General features: G+C 60.6%; 19 protein-coding genes. 10 read left to right on the top strand and 9 right to left on the bottom strand.

What is annotated here, in order from left to right; genetic code table 11:
• Nucleotides 1-441, bottom strand: a 441-nt coding sequence (locus AAFM29_RS14375; RefSeq protein WP_341713482.1) for a MoxR family ATPase, incomplete at its 3' end; no start/stop codon positions are given.
• A gap of 169 nt (nt 442-610) precedes the next feature.
• On the opposite strand from AAFM29_RS14375, the gene AAFM29_RS14370 reads away from it, so the two are divergent.
• Entirely contained in the window at nt 611-1,783 is a 1,173-nt protein-coding gene (locus AAFM29_RS14370) for a glycosyltransferase family 87 protein (RefSeq protein ID WP_341713481.1), read from the top strand.
• Here AAFM29_RS14370 and parE read toward each other — a convergent pair.
• The gene (gene parE, locus AAFM29_RS14365; protein WP_341713480.1) at nt 1,780-3,768 is read right to left on the bottom strand and encodes a DNA topoisomerase IV subunit B; all 1,989 of its coding nucleotides are present in this window, start codon (nt 3,766-3,768) and stop codon (nt 1,780-1,782) included. The genes AAFM29_RS14370 and parE overlap by 4 nt on opposite strands.
• Nucleotides 3,769-3,831: 63 nt before the next feature.
• On the bottom strand, nt 3,832-4,989 hold the full coding sequence (locus AAFM29_RS14360) for a penicillin-binding protein activator (protein ID WP_341713479.1): 1,158 nt from the start codon (nt 4,987-4,989) through the stop codon (nt 3,832-3,834).
• Between the two features lie 37 nt (nt 4,990-5,026).
• On the opposite strand from AAFM29_RS14360, the gene rsmI reads away from it, so the two are divergent.
• Genes rsmI through AAFM29_RS14340 form a run of 4 tightly spaced genes read left to right on the top strand, consistent with a single transcriptional unit; the run spans nt 5,027 to nt 7,835 of the window.
• On the top strand, nt 5,027-5,878 hold the full coding sequence (gene rsmI, locus AAFM29_RS14355) for a 16S rRNA (cytidine(1402)-2'-O)-methyltransferase (RefSeq protein WP_341713478.1): 852 nt from the start codon (nt 5,027-5,029) through the stop codon (nt 5,876-5,878).
• Nucleotides 5,875-6,225 carry a YraN family protein gene (locus AAFM29_RS14350; RefSeq protein ID WP_341713477.1) on the top strand — a complete coding sequence of 117 codons (351 nt, stop codon included), beginning with the start codon at nt 5,875-5,877 and terminating at the stop codon, nt 6,223-6,225. Before rsmI ends, AAFM29_RS14350 begins: the two co-directional genes overlap by 4 nt.
• A 9-nt stretch (nt 6,226-6,234) precedes the next feature.
• Nucleotides 6,235-7,203 carry a glutathione synthase gene (gene gshB, locus AAFM29_RS14345; RefSeq protein ID WP_341713476.1) on the top strand — a complete coding sequence of 323 codons (969 nt, stop codon included), beginning with the start codon at nt 6,235-6,237 and terminating at the stop codon, nt 7,201-7,203.
• A 23-nt stretch (nt 7,204-7,226) separates the two neighbouring features.
• The gene (locus tag AAFM29_RS14340) at nt 7,227-7,835 is read left to right on the top strand and encodes a DedA family protein (protein ID WP_341713475.1); all 609 of its coding nucleotides are present in this window, start codon (nt 7,227-7,229) and stop codon (nt 7,833-7,835) included.
• Here the strand turns inward: AAFM29_RS14340 and AAFM29_RS14335 are convergent.
• Together AAFM29_RS14335 and hemW are read right to left on the bottom strand one after the other, a co-directional pair.
• Nucleotides 7,832-8,728, bottom strand: a complete 897-nt coding sequence (locus tag AAFM29_RS14335; RefSeq protein ID WP_341713474.1) for a tyrosine recombinase XerC — start codon at nt 8,726-8,728, stop codon at nt 7,832-7,834. The genes AAFM29_RS14340 and AAFM29_RS14335 overlap by 4 nt on opposite strands.
• Nucleotides 8,725-9,879 carry a radical SAM family heme chaperone HemW gene (gene hemW / locus AAFM29_RS14330; protein WP_341713473.1) on the bottom strand — a complete coding sequence of 385 codons (1,155 nt, stop codon included), beginning with the start codon at nt 9,877-9,879 and terminating at the stop codon, nt 8,725-8,727. Before hemW ends, AAFM29_RS14335 begins: the two co-directional genes overlap by 4 nt.
• Nucleotides 9,880-9,926: 47 nt before the next feature.
• Here hemW and AAFM29_RS14325 point away from each other — a divergent pair, with 47 nt between their 5' ends.
• The gene (locus AAFM29_RS14325; RefSeq protein WP_341713471.1) at nt 9,927-10,475 is read left to right on the top strand and encodes a CAP domain-containing protein; all 549 of its coding nucleotides are present in this window, start codon (nt 9,927-9,929) and stop codon (nt 10,473-10,475) included.
• A gap of 4 nt (nt 10,476-10,479) precedes the next feature.
• Here the strand turns inward: AAFM29_RS14325 and rdgB are convergent, their stop codons facing one another.
• Nucleotides 10,480-11,106 carry an RdgB/HAM1 family non-canonical purine NTP pyrophosphatase gene (rdgB, locus tag AAFM29_RS14320; protein ID WP_341713469.1) on the bottom strand — a complete coding sequence of 209 codons (627 nt, stop codon included), beginning with the start codon at nt 11,104-11,106 and terminating at the stop codon, nt 10,480-10,482.
• On the bottom strand, nt 11,103-11,819 hold the full coding sequence (gene rph, locus AAFM29_RS14315) for a ribonuclease PH (RefSeq protein WP_341713468.1): 717 nt from the start codon (nt 11,817-11,819) through the stop codon (nt 11,103-11,105). Before rph ends, rdgB begins: the two co-directional genes overlap by 4 nt.
• 84 nt (nt 11,820-11,903) lie before the next feature.
• Between rph and hrcA the strand changes: the two genes are divergently transcribed.
• Genes hrcA through AAFM29_RS14300 form a run of 3 tightly spaced genes read left to right on the top strand, consistent with a single transcriptional unit; the run spans nt 11,904 to nt 15,316 of the window.
• Nucleotides 11,904-12,947, top strand: coding sequence for a heat-inducible transcriptional repressor HrcA (hrcA, locus tag AAFM29_RS14310; RefSeq protein ID WP_341713467.1), 1,044 nt, complete (start codon nt 11,904-11,906; stop codon nt 12,945-12,947).
• A gap of 13 nt (nt 12,948-12,960) precedes the next feature.
• Nucleotides 12,961-13,545, top strand: coding sequence for a nucleotide exchange factor GrpE (grpE, locus tag AAFM29_RS14305; RefSeq protein ID WP_371830756.1), 585 nt, complete (start codon nt 12,961-12,963; stop codon nt 13,543-13,545).
• Nucleotides 13,546-13,567: 22 nt separating this feature from the next.
• The gene (locus AAFM29_RS14300; protein WP_341713466.1) at nt 13,568-15,316 is read left to right on the top strand and encodes a DUF885 family protein; all 1,749 of its coding nucleotides are present in this window, start codon (nt 13,568-13,570) and stop codon (nt 15,314-15,316) included.
• On the opposite strand, the gene AAFM29_RS14295 is transcribed toward AAFM29_RS14300, so the two are convergent.
• Complete coding sequence (locus AAFM29_RS14295; RefSeq protein ID WP_371830755.1) at nt 15,303-15,650, bottom strand: hypothetical protein; 348 nt, start codon at nt 15,648-15,650, stop codon at nt 15,303-15,305. The genes AAFM29_RS14300 and AAFM29_RS14295 overlap by 14 nt on opposite strands.
• A 182-nt stretch (nt 15,651-15,832) precedes the next feature.
• On the bottom strand, nt 15,833-16,315 hold the full coding sequence (locus tag AAFM29_RS14290; protein WP_341713464.1) for a copper chaperone PCu(A)C: 483 nt from the start codon (nt 16,313-16,315) through the stop codon (nt 15,833-15,835).
• A gap of 185 nt (nt 16,316-16,500) precedes the next feature.
• Between AAFM29_RS14290 and AAFM29_RS14285 the strand changes: the two genes are divergently transcribed.
• Nucleotides 16,501-16,775 (top strand): Hsp70 family protein (locus tag AAFM29_RS14285; RefSeq protein ID WP_341713463.1); only part of this gene is annotated, 275 nt, incomplete at its 3' end.

The raw sequence follows: 16,775 nt of genomic DNA, 5'->3' as shown, positions 1-16,775 counted from the left end.
ATGTGTTTCGTAAACATCGAAGCTCATCCGATCGAGCTCTTGCAGCAGATCGTTGGGAAACTCGATATCCGCCTTGTCGATCTCGTCGATCAGCAGCACCGGCAGCTCGGGCGAGGTAAATGCCTCCCAAAGCTTGCCCTTCTTGATGTAGTTCGAAATATCGTGAACCCGCTCGTCACCCAGCTGGCCATCACGCAGGCGGGCGACCGCATCGTACTCATAAAGACCTTGCTGCGCCTGCGTGGTCGACTTGACGTTCCACGCGAGCATCGGAGCGTTGAGCGCCTTCGATATTTCATGCGCCAACACCGTCTTGCCGGTTCCAGGCTCGCCCTTGACGAGGAGCGGACGACGAAGCGTGACCGCAGCATTGACCGCAACCTTGAGGTCTTCGGTCGCGATATAAGAGCTGGTACCTTCAAAACGGGTTTGTTCGGACATCGGTTTTCCCTTGCAACTTTACGTAAGCGTTAGGGGGCCAAGAGGCGAAGGGCAAGAGGGCGCGCGTCGAGCCCTGGTCACATTTACTCGCGTATCTCAGCCTCCACATGTTGTGGGCCTGTCCATGCTGTGTAAGACGTTGATAAGCAGGTTGATTGACGGAGGTAGTGTGGAGGAGCTGCGGTACGCCGGTCAGTTAGACACCAAGTCAGTGCGCGGATACGCTTGGCTGTTTGCAGTGATTAACGTCGGGACACTGGCCTATTTGCTCATCAGTTCTTCGGATAATATCGACGCTTTCGGCCAGATTATCGGAAGCGATTTCCTGAGTTTCTGGGCTGCGGGTAAGCTATCGACTTCGGGTCAATCGCCTTACGATGCTGGGGCACACCTCGCGGTTATGCAAACGTTCGCCCCGACGCTGGGTGGATATCCGGCATACTTCTATCCGCCAATGTTTCTCATCGCTTGCTATCCATTGGGCTTTCTCTCTTATTTCGCCGCACTTGGACTATGGCTCGTGACGACCGGCACCGTGTTCGTTGCGACCGCCAGGATGTGGGCGAGGCATCTGGACTTGAAGCTCCCAATCTGGCTGTGGCTCGCCGCATTCCCGCCAGTTCTGATCACGATCACACACGGGCAAACGAGTTTCCTGCTCGCGGCCCTGCTCGGTTCAGGCTTGTTACTGGTGAGAGATCGGCCTTGGATCGCCGGCCTGCTTCTGGGTCTCGCAACCTTCAAACCCCAGTTTGGGCTACTTATCCCAATTGCCATCTTATTGACCGGCAATTGGCGGGTAGCAGTAGTCGCTGTGGGAACGGTCGCGCTTCAGACACTATTTGCAACGCTCGCTTTCGGACCGGGTATCTGGGTCGACTGGTATGAGCTTACCGCCGATGCCCAGGAATCGATGGCAGGCGGCAGTATTGGATACGGCAAGATGGTGAGCGTGTTTGCCGCATCAAAATTAGTCGGTGCGTCCGATGTTTTCGCTTATGTGATTCAACTCATCGTCGCGGGAACCGTCAGTTTGGCAGTCGTCTCGGTGAGTTGGCGGCGGGACTGGTCGCACGCATTAGCCGCATTGGTGCTTACTGGTGCAGCGCTCGTGACACCATTCGCACTGGACTATGACATGGTAATCTTGGCCTTGCCGCTGCTTTATCTCGCAGGTACCGGTTATCGCGATTGGGAAAAGGCCATCAGTGCCTTCGCTTTTCTCGCCACACTATTGGCCAGGCCGTTGGCACTTCAATTCGGCGTTCCAACAATTCCACTCGCTTTGGTTGGCCTGTTTTGGGTGCTCTGGCGCCGGCTGGCACTGCCACAAGAGACCTAGGCGTCGATCATTTCCCGATCGATGTCGCCGGCATTGTTCTGGATGAAATTGAAACGATGTTCGGGGTTGCGGCCCATCAATTCGTCGACCAGGCGCGCCACGCCCGCTCGCTGTTCGAATTCTTGCGGTAGCGTGATACGGATGAGGCCGCGGGTAGCCGGATTCATGGTCGTTTCGCGCAGCTGGGAAGGATTCATCTCCCCTAGACCTTTGAACCGTGCCACTTCGACTTTCTTGCCCTTGAACACCGTCTCCTCCAACTCCCTGCGATGAACATCGTCGCGGGCATAGCGGCTCTCCTTGCCTGCGGTGAGGCGGTAGAGTGGCGGTTGGGCAAGGTAGAGATGCCCGTTGCGCACGATGTCAGGCATTTCCTGGAAGAAGAATGTCATCAGTAGCGTCGCGATGTGGGCGCCATCGACATCCGCATCGGTCATGATGATGATCCGGTCGTAACGAAGATTCTCAGGATCACAGTCCTTGCGCGTCCCGCAACCCATCGCGAGCGTCAGATCGGCGATCTCGGAATTGGCCCGGATCTTGTCTGCCGTTGCGCTGGCGACGTTGAGTATCTTGCCCCTGATCGGCAGGATGGCCTGGGTCTTGCGATTGCGTGCCAGCTTGGCGCTGCCGCCTGCGGAATCGCCCTCTACGATGAAGAGTTCGGTCTCCCCGTCACCCTCGCCAGAACAGTCGGTGAGCTTGCCGGGAAGGCGTAGCTTCTTGGCATTGGTAGCAGTCTTCCGCTTGACCTCACGTTCCGCCTTGCGGCGCAAGCGTTCGTCCATCCGCTCCATGACTTGACCGAGCAGAGCTTTGCCGCGTTCCATATTGTCGGTGAGGAAGTGATCGAAGTGGTCTCGCACCGCATTCTCGACGAGGCGTGCGGCCTCTGGCGACGTCAGGCGGTCCTTGGTCTGGCTCTGGAATTGCGGGTCGCGGATAAAAACACTGAGCATGATGTCGGCGCCGGTCATCACGTCGTCGGCGCTGATCTCCTTGGCCTTCTTCGCGCCCGTGAGTTCACCGAAGGCGCGCAGGCCCTTGGTCAAGGCCGCGCGCAGTCCCTGTTCGTGCGTACCACCGTCGGGCGTCGGCACCGTGTTACAGTACCAGCTTGTCGATCCATCCGAATAGAGCGGCCAGGCGATCGCCCATTCGACCCGCCCTTGCGGCATGTCACCAAGGTCGGGAAAGTCCTGCGAGCCCGTAAAAGGCTGCGTGGTCACGCATTCGCGCCCGCCAATGATTTCGGCGAGATGATCGGCGAGGCCGCCCGGAAACTTGAAAACTGCTTCTTGCGGTACATCCTCGGTGGCAAGCGAGGGTGCGCATTTCCAGCGAATCTCGACCCCAGCAAAGAGGTAGGCCTTGGATCGGGCGAGTTTGAACAAACGCTTCGGACTGAAGGCGCGATCCCCGAAAATCTCTGTGTCGGGTACAAAGCTGACGGTAGTTCCCCGGCGATTGGGGGTGGGGCCAAGGTCCTGCAGTTTTCCGGTTGGGTGCCCCTTGGAAAACTCTTGAGCGTAAAGCTGCCTATCACGCGCCACCTCAACCCGCGTATGGCTCGACAGCGCATTGACCACGCTGACGCCAACGCCGTGGAGGCCGCCACTTGTAGCATAGGCCTTGCCCGAGAACTTGCCGCCCGAATGCAGCATGGTGAGGATCACCTCGAGCGTCGACTTGCCCGGGTATTTGGGATGTTCGGCAACCGGCATGCCACGGCCATTATCGGTGATGGTGACCTGGTTGCCCTCATCAAGCCGCACCTCAATCCGGCTCGCATGGCCAGCCACCGCCTCGTCCATGGCGTTATCGAGCACTTCGGCGACGAGGTGGTGCAAGGCACGATCATCGGTCCCGCCGATATACATCCCCGGCCGGCGGCGCACCGGCTCCAGACCCTCGAGAACCTCGATAGATGATGCGTCATAGTCACCGCTCGAAGCGGGGGTATTGTCGAAAAGATCGTCGGACATCGCTCTGCTATATCGCGCGGTTTCGCACCCGAACAAGCGGGCGAGGGCGGTTATCCGCCCCGCTCAGAACTTGGTGGGTGCGTTGTCCACCACCACGACACCCCCGGCGCGAACTTCGCGGACCTCCATTGCTCGTTCAACCACGCCTGTGCGACCAAACCGGAACGCCCCGTCGAGGCCAAGGAAGCCGTCTTCGCTGCGTAGCGCGGCGAGTGGAAAATTGGTTCCGACCTTCCAGTCGCGTGCCACGCGCAGCGTAAGCAAGACCGCGTCATATCCCAGGGTGGCGATACGATAGGGTTGGGTGCCGAACCGGGCCTCATAACTATCAACGAAGCGCTTGTAGCGCGCGTCTGACACGGCCGAGAACAAGGCCCCCTGCATTGCAGTGGCACGGGCGACCGAACTTTCGCCACTCCACAATTCGGTTCCCAGCAGCCGGACGGGGCCTGTCCCGCCAGGTTTCAGCACCGCCGCAGCTTGTTCGGCCAGTCGCGCACCATCGGCGATCAGGACGGTGTCATAGCCGCCATGCACCTTGAGGCGCTCCGCTGCGCTGACGATCGATGTGTTCCCGCGCGAATAACGCTCGGTCCAGACAACTGTGCCGCCATAAGCGCTAACCGACCGCCGCATGGCTTCTTCGGCGCGGACACCGTAATCCCCGTCAGGCGCAATGATCGCGAAATTCTGCGCCCCCCGATTTCGCGCAAACTGGATTGTCCGCATCACCGATTGTTCCGGCACATGGCCCATTACGAAGACGTCCGGGCCCGCGGCATTGGTATCGTTGGAGAAGGAGATCACCGGCACGTCGGCAGGCCGCGCAACCGATAGCACAGCAGGGATATTGCTCCCCAGCAGCGGGCCGAGGATCAGCTTATTGCCTTCGCGTACCGCCTGCCTTGCAGCGGCATCGGCACCAGCGGCGGTATCATAAGTCGTGATGCGCAGGTTGTTCGCGTTTGTATCAAGCAGCGCCATGGTGGTGGCGTTCGAAATCGCCAGCCCCACGTTGCCATTGTCGCCGGACATTGGGACAAGCAAGGCAATGCGATGACGCGTCTGGTCTTCCGGCAACACGCTATCGCTCGGCTCGGCCGTCGGTGTTGGTGCTGGTGCGGGGCGTTCTGCTCCCTTGGGGATGATCGAACACCCTGCCAGCAATGCCGCCAATCCGGCGGTCACGATAGTCCGACGGTCGATTGTCCAGCGCTTCATCTTGCGGCGTCCCTCTGCAATGGTTCATGGGGGATCGGTGAGCGAGACCCACCTTCCCGAACACAGCCTCAATCCGGGGCTCTATATCGTCGCGACCCCGATCGGCAACCTTGGCGACATAACTCTCCGCGCAATTGACGTGCTGCGACGATGCGATGCCGTTGCTTGTGAAGATACGCGCGTCACCGGAAAATTGCTGAAGCATTTGGGCATATCCAAACCGCTGTGGCGCTACGACGATCATAGCGAGCACCGGGACAGAAACAGGCTTGTAGACGCAACGAGAACACGTGCGGTCGCTCTGGTGAGCGATGCCGGGACCCCTCTGGTGAGTGACCCCGGTTATCGCTTGGTCAATGACTGCCGGTCCGAAGGTATCGCTGTGACGGCGATCCCCGGTGCCTGCGCTGCAGTGATGGGGCTTTCGCTTTCCGGCCTGCCCAATGACCGTTTCCTGTTTGCAGGCTTCTTGCCGGCGAAGGACAAGGCTCGTCGTGAAGTACTGGAAGAACTCGCAACGATCGATACCACTCTAATCTTCTACGAGACGGCGCCACGCCTGCTCAAATCGCTCGAATCGATACGGGAGTGCCTGCCGGATCGTGAAGTGGCGGTAGGGCGCGAATTGACCAAACTGCACGAAGAAACGCGCCGCGGGCTACCTGACGGTCTGATGGCCTATTACGAAGCGAACCCGCCTAGGGGAGAGATCGTGCTGCTGGTCGGGCCTCCCTTGCCTTCGGTTTCATCGGAAGCGGACCGCGACGTATTGCTGATGGAAGCGCTCGAGACCATGAAGGCTTCGCAGGCAGCCGCGCAGGTCGCCAAAGCCACTGGCCTTGACCGCAAGTCGCTCTACGCTCGTGCGATGGAACTGCGCAGGGAATGACGCGCCAGATTGCCGAACAAAGCGGGCGCAGCGGTGAAGTGCGCGCATCGTTATGGCTGCGTGCCAAGGGCTGGCAAATACTCGACCGGCGGGTCAAGACTCCCGTGGGCGAGATTGACCTGGTGGCGAAGCGCGGCAAGCTGATCGCCTTTGTCGAAGTTAAGTGGCGGAAGCGGAGAGAAGATCTCGATCATGCGATCGACGAATTCCGGCTGGGCAGGGTCGCCGCGGCGGTCGAGGCGGTGGCGCATCGCTACGCCGAGGGCGGCGAAGATATCAGGATTGATGTTATCCTCCTTGCACCCGGCGCCTTCCCTCGCCACATCGCCAACGCTTGGCAGCCTTGAGGAGTTCGCATGCCGTTACGCGTCGCCATCCAGATGGACCCGCTGGAGACCATCAATATCGCGGGTGATAGTTCGTTCGCGCTCATGCTGTCGGCGCAGGCGCGCGGGCACGAAATCTGGCACTACGACGTCGCATCGCTCGCCTACGAAAGCGACGGCACGCCGCAAGGCCGGATCACGGCGCATGCCGCACCAGTCACGGTGCAACGCGTAGCGGGCAATCACTATACGGCAGGCGAACGGCGCAGGATCGATCTTGCGCAGGATATCGACGTTATCCTGATGCGGCAGGACCCGCCGTTCCACCTCGGCTACATCAGCGCTGCCTTCCTGCTGGATCGGCTCAAGGGCACAACACTGGTGGCAAACGATCCGCGCGAAGTGGTCAACGCACCCGAGAAGATGTTCGTGCTCGATTATGCGCGGTTCATGCCCCCGACGCTGGTTGCACGCAGGTTGGAGGATATTCGCGAATTTCAGCAGAAGCATGGATCTGTGGTGGTCAAGCCGCTGCATGGCAATGGCGGCAAGGCGATCTTCCGTATCGATGCGGAGGGCACCAACTTGTCCGCGCTGTCAGAGGTTTTCAATCAGACCTGGCCTGAACCGCACATGGTCCAGCCTTTCCTTCCCGAAGTCGCCGAAGGGGACAAGCGCATCGTGCTCGTCGATGGCGAATTCGTTGGTGCAATCAACAGGTTCCCTGGTGAAGGTGAGTTTCGTTCGAACTTGGCCCAGGGTGGGCACGCGGAAGCGACTACGCTGACCTCACGCGAGGAGGAAATCTGCGCTGCAATGGGGCCGGAGCTGAAGCGGCGTGGTCTTGTTTTTGTAGGCATTGACGTGATCGGCGGCCAATGGCTGACCGAAATCAATGTCACTTCACCAACCGGCATTGTCGCCATCGACAAATTCAACGGGACCGATACGCCTGGGCGCATCTGGGATGCGATTGAGCGCAGGCACGCGAACCTTTAGTCAATAATCGCGTTAGTCCATCAGTGAACGCCTTCATCCTCGAAACCATTGCTGCTGGGGGATACCTCGGCATCTTCGTGCTGATGGCGCTTGAGAATATTGTCCCACCAATACCATCCGAAATCATCATGGGCTTCGGTGGCGTGCTCGTCGCACGTGGCCAGATGGCATTTCTCCCCCTGCTGCTTATCGGAACTGTCGGCACTACAGCGGGAAATTACTTCTGGTACTGGATCGGTCGCCGTTGGAACGAGAGTGATCTGCGCAGTTTCATTGACGCGTATGGCCGTTGGCTGACCTTCGAGTGGTCCGACTTTGAGAAGGCACGCCGGCGTTTCCGGCGCAACGGTGAATTGATCGTTTTCCTCCTGCGTTTCTCACCGTTCCTGCGGACGATCATCTCGCTGCCAGCGGGCCTCGCACACATGCATCTCGGCCGGTTTCTGCTGTTTACCTTTCTGGGTTCGTTGATCTGGAATGGAGCGCTTATTGCCGGGGGCAGTTCGCTGGCCCACCTGATGACCCGGTATGAATCCGCCGCGGGCTGGGTGGTGGGCGGGTTCCTGGGCGCTGGTGTGCTCTGGTATCTCTATCGGATTATTACCTGGAAACACCGGATCGACCCCAGTTAGTCTCGTTCACGGGGGTGCGAATTCCGATAGGTTTCAAGCAAGGTTGCAGCGTCGACCTTGGTGTAAATCTGGGTCGATCCCAGACTTGCGTGCCCAAGCAGTTCCTGCAAGCTGCGCAGGTCCGCTCCAGCCCCGAGCAAGTGGGTCGCGAAGCTATGACGCAAGGCGTGGGGAGTGGCCGTGTCGGTCAGTCCCAGCGCCTTGCGCGCTCGTGCTGTTGCCTTCTGCACCATTCCCTGGCCCAGCGGACCGCCTCGCGCTCCCCGAAAGAGTGGTGCATCCTTTTCGACTGGCCAGGGTGAACGGCGCACATATTCCATAACCGCATCACGGACAATTGGCAGGATAGGCACCACGCGCTGCTTCCCACCCTTGCCGGTGACCGTCAGACGCTCTGCGAGAGGGTAGTCGCTTCCCTTGAGCGAAAGTGCCTCCGCAATCCGCATGCCGGCACCATAAAGCAGCAGGAGAATCGCGCGATCGCGCGCGCCGGTCCAGTCTTCCAGGGCCATCGCCTCGACCGTTTCGGCCAAGCCCAGAGCATCATCGGGTGTGACGGGACGGGGCAGCCCCTTTTTGATCCGTGGTCCTCGCAGGCGCGGAGCGTCGGTATTTTCGCGCCCCGCCTGAACGCGGGCAAAGGCAATAAAGCCCTTGAGCGCAGACAATTCGCGCGCGGCGGAGACGTTGGACAATCCATCTTCGCGTCTGGCAGCAATGTGGCTGCGCAACCGTGTCGCGGTGACGTCGGCGATGTCATCCCAGGTCTCGAACCCAAGGCCGGATAAGAGCCGCTCTGCCGCCTTGTCGTAGGCGCGGACGGTGTGTGGCGATCGGCGACGGGCGAGGGCCAAGTGGACATGCCATGCTTCGAGGATATCGGCACGGCTCATGGCGTCACCAGTTCCTCTCGAACCACTTCACCAAGTAACGCATCCAGCAGAGGCATGCCTTGCGGCGTGACGCCAATTCGTCCTTCCCCAGACCACATCAATCCCAAATCGCGGTACAGCGCCAGCTTGGCGTCATCGATCAGTCGCGGCTGTTCGACGTCGAAGCGCCGTGCCAGCCCGGTGAGGTCGATGCCTTCGGCCAGCCTCAGGCCCATCAGCAGGGCCTCCGAAGCCTGCTCGTGTCGCTCAAGACTGCGTTCTTCGGCAATGCCGTGTCCGGTTGATGCCACGGCAGCGAGGAAGTTTTCCGGCTTCTTGTGACGCACCGTGGCAGCATTCCCGCGTCGTCCATGTGCCCCCGGTCCGATCCCGACGTAATCCTGGTAACGCCAGTATGTGAGGTTGTGGCGGCTTTCCTGACCCGGTCGCGCGTGGTTGCTCACCTCATATGCGGGCAGCCCGGCCGATGTGGTCATGTCACGTGTGACGGCGAAGAGGTCTGCCGCATGATCATCATCGAGCGGAGTAAACACCCCACGGCGTACGTCGGTCGCGAAGCGCGTGGCAGGCTCGATGGTCAGCTGGTACAGGGAAAGGTGATCAGTTCCCAGTGAAAGCGCTTCACCAAGCTCTCCGGCCCACTGTTCTGCAGTCTGGTCGGGCCTGGCGTAGATCAGGTCGATCGATACGCGATCGAAGTGACTCTGCGCTGTCTCGATAGCCTGGAACGCCTCGCCGACGTCGTGGAGCCTGCCGAGAAAACGCAACACTTCATCGCGGAGCGACTGCACCCCAAGGGAAACTCTGTTCACTCCGGCCGTTGCAAGGGCGGCGAAGTTCGCAGCCTCGACGGAGGATGGATTGGCCTCAAGGGTAATCTCGATCTCGGGATCGAAACCCCACAGAGCTTCAACCTCGGTTAGGAGGCGGGCCACGAGCGCGGGCGGCATAAGGGAAGGAGTTCCGCCGCCAAAAAAGATACTTGCGAGCGATTCCTCGGTTGTACCGTTGGATGCCTCGTGACGCATATCGGCAAGCAGTGCCGTTTCCCAGTCACCAATATCGGCCGCGGCGCGAACATGGCTATTGAAGTCGCAATATGGACATTTCGCGAGACAGAAAGGCCAGTGGATATAGAGTGCGCGTGCCAAGGATGCCTTCAGAGATTTTTTACCCGATCCACCGAAAATCGCAGGCGATGGTCAGAGCGGTAAAGCAGTTTGCGCCGTGGATCGGCGCGCTGGGAGTGGCTTTTGCCACGAGCCTTGCCGTGGCTGCAAGCGCAACGGCACCAGCGGCCCCAGAAGACCCTCACCTAGCATCGAGAATTCTCGCGACGCACAACGCCGAGCGGGAGCGCCTTGAGGTCCCCCAGTTGCGCTGGAACGTGGCGCTCGAACGCGAAGCTGCACAGTGGGCGCAGTCTCTGTCTCGGCGCGGCGTCTTACAACATGCCGATGCCGGCATGCGCAATGGGACGGGTGAGAACCTGTGGATGGGCACGGCAGGTCATTGGCCGGTAGAAGATATGGTGGGGATGTTCATCGCCGAGAAGGCGAACTTCCAGCCCGGTACCTTTCCGCATATCTCCAGAACCGGCGACTGGGCCGATGTGGGCCATTACTCGCAGGTGGTTTGGCGCGATACTCGCGAGGTCGGCTGTGCGCTCGTGACCGGGCGGGGTAATGACGTCCTGGTTTGCCGCTACTGGCCCGCTGGAAACGTGTGGGGCCAAAAAGCCTTCTGAGAAATCAGCCGAACTGCTCGGCAACGAGTTTTGCGAATGCATCCGCACGGTGGCTGATCGCGTGCTTTTCGGCGGGCTTCATCTCGGCCATGGTCTGATGGCGGCCCACCGGTACGAAGACTGGATCATAGCCGAAGCCCATCGTGCCACGCGGCGGCCAGGTCAGCGTGCCCGCCACGCGCCCTTCGTAAATGGCATAGTCGCCATCAGGCCAGGCGAGGGCGAGCACGCAATGGAAAGCGCAGGAACGGTCTACATCGCCACCCTTTTCTTGCAGCAGCCCTTCGACCTTCCCCATCGCCATGTACCAGTCGCGACCCGGTTCACCTTCGAACCATTGCCGTTCAGCCCAGTCCGCGGTGTAGACCCCAGGACGCCCATCCAGCGCGTCGACCGCAAGGCCGCTATCGTCTGCGAGAGCGGCAAGGCCTGACGCCTCAGCAGCAGCGCGGGCCTTCAGCAACGCATTCTGGACGAAAGTCGTCCCGGTTTCCGCGGGTTCAGGCAGGCCGAGCGATCCTGCTGACAGACATTTTACGCCGTGCGGTTCGAGCAGTGCGGTAATTTCCTTGAGCTTGCCCGCGTTATGCGTGGCAATCACCAACGAGCCCGAACCGAGGCGACGGGTCATTTGCGGGTTGCCTCATCCTGTGCCTTGAATATCTGCGCACAGCCTATCTGGGCGAGCCGGAGCAGCCTAAGGAACCCTTCTTCGTCATAGGGTGCGCCCTCGGCGGTGGCCTGCGCTTCTGCGATCTTGCCGCCCTCGATCAGGACGAAATTCGCATCGGCATCGGCGCTGCTATCTTCGGGATAGTCGAGGTCCAGTACCGGCGTTCCCTGATAGATGCCGCACGAAATCGCAGCGACCTTGGCGGTGATCGGGTCGTCCTTGATCGCGCCCGATTTGAGCAATCCGTCGACGGCCAGTCGCAAGGCAACCCATGCACCCGAAATCGAGGCGGTACGAGTCCCGCCATCAGCCTGCAACACATCGCAATCGAGCGTGATCTGGTGTTCGCCCAGCTTCTTCAAATCTACAACGGCGCGCAAGCTACGACCAATAAGACGTTGAATTTCCTGTGTACGCCCGCTCTGTTTGCCCTTTGCCGCTTCGCGTTGGCCGCGCGTATGGGTGGCTCTGGGGAGCATGGAATATTCGCCGGTGACCCAACCTTCGCCCTTACCGCGTAGCCAAGGTGGCAAACGATCCTCTACCGATGCTGTGCACAGCACGCGCGTTTCGCCGAAGCTGATCAGACAGGAACCCTCAGCGTGCTTGGTATAGCCGGTTTCGATTGTGATGGCGCGCATTTCGTCGGGCGCGCGGCCGGAAGGTCGCATGGGAATCTCCAGTGCAGTCGAATCTCGACGAGGCGTTTGGCGCATGGCCCTTGAGGCCGCAAGCATGTGCGCTAGATAGACCCCATGAATTCCCCGCCGCTCACCGACCTTAGCGATCGTGCCCGCGAAATTTTCCGCCTTGTGGTGGAAGGCTACCTTGAAAGCGGCGTCCCGGTTGGGTCAAAGACTTTGGCGGGGGAGGGTGCGCTGAACCTCTCGCCTGCATCTATCCGCAATGTCCTGGCCGATCTTGAAGCTCGTGGGCTGCTTTCCGCGCCCCATACCAGTGCAGGGCGCATGCCGACCGAAACCGGGTTGCGCCTGTTCGTCGATGCGATGATGCAGGTAGCGGAACCAACCCGTGAGGAGCGCGCTGCGATCGAGCAGCGTCTTTCCGAACCCGGTCCGATCGAACGCGCCTTGGAGGAAACCAGCGCCCTGCTGTCAGATCTTTCGGGCGCGGCAGGCATGGTCATGGTGCCACGGCGGGAACCGCGCCTGGCGCAGGTGTCGCTGACGACGCTGGATGCCAACCGCGTTCTTGCCGTTCTGGTGGGCGAAGACGGGCATATCGAGAACCGCGTGCTGGCGCTGCCGCTGGGTACGCTAGGTGCCTCACTCGAACAGGCAAGCAACTTTTTGACCGCGCGCACGGCAGGTCGAACACTTGCGGAAGCGGCCCAGGCGATCGCAACGGAAATCGCAGGCGGCCGCACCGCGCTTGACGAGGCCAGTCGCGATCTTGTTCAGCGCGGCATCGCCGTGTGGACGGAAGACGCGGCGCGGCGCCCGGTCCTGATTGTTCGGGGGCAGGCCAACCTGCTCGACGAGGCGGCACTGTCCGATATCGAACGGGTTCGCAGCCTGCTCGACGACCTCGAAAGCAAGCAATCGGTTGCCGAACTGCTCGAGCGCGCGCGCCGCGCCGATGCCATGCGTATCTTTATCGGCAGCGAGAACCGGTTGTTCTCACTCTCCGGCTCGTCGGTGATCGCCTCGCCCTATCGCGACCGCGAGGGTAGAGTGGTCGGCGTATTGGGCGTGATCGGTCCGACTCGGTTGAATTACGCGCGGGTCGTCCCCATGGTGGATTTCACCGCCCGTTCGCTGGGCAAGAGAATAGGCTAACAGGGTTTTTCACGTGATTGACGAGAACAAGGACGAACCGCAGACCAAGGCGGTCGACGAGGAACTGGCACGCGAGATGGAAGGCGTGCCCGAACACCTGCGCGACGATGGCGAAGGCGAGTCGCTCGCGGATGCGCTCGGCAAGCTCAAGGACGATCTCGAAGCTGCGATGCAGGATGTGCTTTACGCTCGCGCCGAAACGCAGAATGTTCGTCGACGGCTCGAGAAGGAAATCCAGGACGCGCGCAGCTACGCCGCCACCGGCTTTGCTCGCGATATCCTGAGCGTGGCAGACAACCTGTCCCGGGCGCTCGACCACATTCCTGAAGAGCTGCGTGAAAGCGAGAAGTCGAAGAACTTCATCGCTGGCATCGAAGCCACCCAGCGTGAGTTGGAGAAGGTGTTCACCCAGAACGGCATCACTCGCATCGCATCGACCGGGATGCCGCTCGATCCGAACCAGCACCAGGCCATGATGGAAATCCCCAGTGCGGATCACGAACCCGGTACCATCGTGCAGGAAATGCAGGCCGGATACATGCTGAAGGATCGCCTGCTACGGCCGGCAATGGTCGGCGTGGCCAAGAAGCCAGACTGAACCTGCAGCGCGAGGGGGTACAATGAGGAACGCTTTCATCCCGGTGGCGGTCCTCGCCGCCTCGCTTGCTGCGCCTGCCGCTGCGCAGGAGAGCGCCGATGCAGCACTCTCAGCGCTCACCGAGCAATGGTATGAGCAGCGACTGGTCGATTACGGCCAGGTAGTCGAAGCGGACGGCAGCACTTCGCAAGGTGACCGCCTGCCGTCGGCGACGCCGGAGGCAAACCGCCTGCGCACGCAATTCGCGCAGGTGACGCTCGACAAGCTTCGCGCGATCGATATCGTGCAGCTCTCTGCCAGCTCCAGGATTGATGCCGAGGTCTTCCGGACGCTGTTGCAGATCGAGATCGGCGATGCGCGCTTTCGCGAATGGGAAATGCCGTTCGATAGCGACAACAACTTCTGGAGCTATCTCGCCGCGCGCCGCGGCTTCACAACGGTTCAGGGTTACGAACGCTACATCGGCCGGATGCGCGATCTGCCGCGCTATTTCGCCGAGCAGGAGGTCAATGCGAGGGCGGGGCTGGCGCGCGGCTTCAGCGTGCCCCGAGTGACCCTTGAAGGGCGCGATGCCTCACTGGCTGCCTATGTGGTCGACGATCCCGAGAAGAGCCCTTTCTGGGGTACCTTCGAGCAAATCCCGGAACGGTTCAGCGCCGAGGATCGGGAACGGCTGCAGCGCGAAGGCAGGGCCGCGATCGAGGCAGCGGTAACGCCAGCCTATGCGAAGTTCCTGCGCTTCTTCCGCGAGGAGTACCTGCCCCAGACGCGCACCACGCTGGCGGCCGAGAAAATGCCAGACGGTGCCGCCTACTATCAGCAGAACATCCGCGAATACACGACGCTCGACCTGACTGCCGAGCAGATCCACCGGATCGGCCTCGACGAAGTCGCCCGGATCACTGCCCAAATGGAGCAAGTGAAAGCCGAGGCCGAGTTCGCAGGTTCGCTGGCCGAATTCATCCACTTCTTACGCACCGATCCACAGTTCGTCGCCAAGACACCCGACGAACTGATGGGTGTTTCAGCCTATGTGGCAAAACGTGTGGATGGGCGGATTGCCGACTATTTCGGCTTCCTGCCGCGCCACCGTTTCACAATTCGCCCGGTCGATCCGGCCATCGCGCCGTTCTACACCGCTGGCCGCGGCGGACTCGATGCGTGCCAGATGAATACCTACGATCTCCCATCGCGCCCGCTCTACAACATCCCCGCCCTGACGATGCATGAATGCATTCCCGGGCACAGTTTCCAGGCCGGGGTGGCACTTGAGCAGGATGAGGCGCCACGGTTCCGGCGGGAGACCTATTTCTCGGGCTTCGGGGAAGGGTGGGGCCTCTATACCGAGTATCTCGGCAACGAGATGGGGATCTACCGCACACCCTACGAACGGTTTGGTCAACTCAGCTACGAAATGTGGCGCGCCGTCCGCCTGGTTATCGATACTGGCATCCATCATTATGGCTGGAGCCGTGAGCAAGCGGTCGACTACCTCGGAAGCCGAACCGCCTTGTCCGAGCACGAGGTCAACACAGAGGTCGATCGATACATAAGTTGGCCGGGGCAGGCGCTCGCCTACAAGCTTGGCGAAATGACCATCCGCCGGGTCCGCGCCAAGGCGGAGCAGGAACTCGGGCCGAAGTTCGACATTCGCAAGTTTCACGACGTGGTGCTTGCGCTCGGTTCGGTACCGTTACCCGTGCTGGAACAGCGCATCGATGCGTTCATCGCTGATGGCGGCCAAGGCCTGTCCGGCGTCAAGTACGACTGACGGTGCCCCGAAAGCGCACTAGCATATCATAGGTGCTAGCGTCCCCGACGCCCGCCAGCTTGACCCCGTTTCGCAATAAGAAGGCGTGGCGAACAATCTCCGCCTGTTGCTCGATCCCGTACTTCTCAAGGCTCCAACCCGGCTTCAGGCTGTAATCGTAACGTGCCCAGGGCATGCGGCGGGTAACAAGGTACCAGTTTCCCTTGGTCTGGGTCTGCCAGACATGCGTCAACTCGTGGATCAGGAAGGCCTGATCGAATATGCCCGCGGATGAGAAATCATCGCAGTAGCGGTCACTACGCGGGTGAAAGTGGACATGCCCTCGCGGCGCCATCGTGACCCGTCGCGGTTGGAAGGGAAACCACTTCCGCCGCCTTATCGTGACCTGGCTATAGTCAATTGCCGTGCCAAAGATGGATCTCGCCAGTTCAACCTCACCAGGGGTCAGCGGTCGTTCCCCGCCGATCGGACATGACGGGATCACTTCGCGATCGCCACCAACCCCCGAGAGTTCGCTCAGCGATCTTCCCCCGCGCCGACAATGGCGATTTCGGCAGTGGAGGTCTTCCCGCCAGCTACTGTCAGCGTTAGTTCGGTTTTCCCGCCGGCAGTGAGTGAGGGATCGAGGTCGAAAGCCATCACATGCTTGGCGCCAGATTCGAACGTATCCGTCCCTCCGGCCGGGACCATTACAGGACCCATTTCGCCCATCACCATCTGTCCGTTCCACTCCGATGTGTCATGGATCTCGGCGCTGCTCGCGCCCTTGATGGTGGCTTTGCGGATGGCGACGTTCTGGTCCCCAGTGTTCTTGACGTCGAAGAAAACTGCACCTGGCCTGCCCGAAACTGCAGGCAGGATCAGCCGACCATTGGTTATCTCAAGCCCCGCAGAGTTGGCATCAGCGACCGCCTCTGTCGTCGCTTCCTGCCCACCGCAGCTGGACAAAGCCAATGCAGCTGCAGCAAGGGCTCCGCCGGCAAAATACGAAAATTTCATGGATTTCCCCCTGTCTCTCGAATGAGCAAAAACTAGCGAGGCGCCTCCCTTGTGCCAAGCGAAACCACACCTATATCGCCCGAGTAACAACTACCTAACACACCACTCGAACGAGCCGCCGAGTGGTCTTGCCCATAGGGGAGACCGACAGAGCGGCGTCCAACGAACCAATTGATGGGGAAACCATGGCTAAAGTAATCGGTATCGACCTCGGCACCACCAACAGCTGTGTCGCCGTGATGGATGGGGGCAAACCCAAGGTCATCGAGAATTCGGAGGGTGCGCGCACGACGCCTTCGATCGTCGCCTTCACCAAGGATGGTGAGCGCCTGATCGGGCAGCCGGCCAAGCGCCAGGCCGTCACCAATCCCGACAACACGCTGTTCGCGGTCAAGCGCCTGATCGGCCGCCGCTTTGACGTCCCGGTGACCAAGAAGGACAACGAGCTGGTTCCCTATAC

Origin of the sequence: Erythrobacter sp., assembly GCF_038133525.1 — a bacterium.
Lineage (GTDB): Bacteria > Pseudomonadota > Alphaproteobacteria > Sphingomonadales > Sphingomonadaceae > Qipengyuania.
Note: the sequence above shows the minus strand (reverse complement) of the source record. Positions and strands in the feature narration are given on the sequence as shown.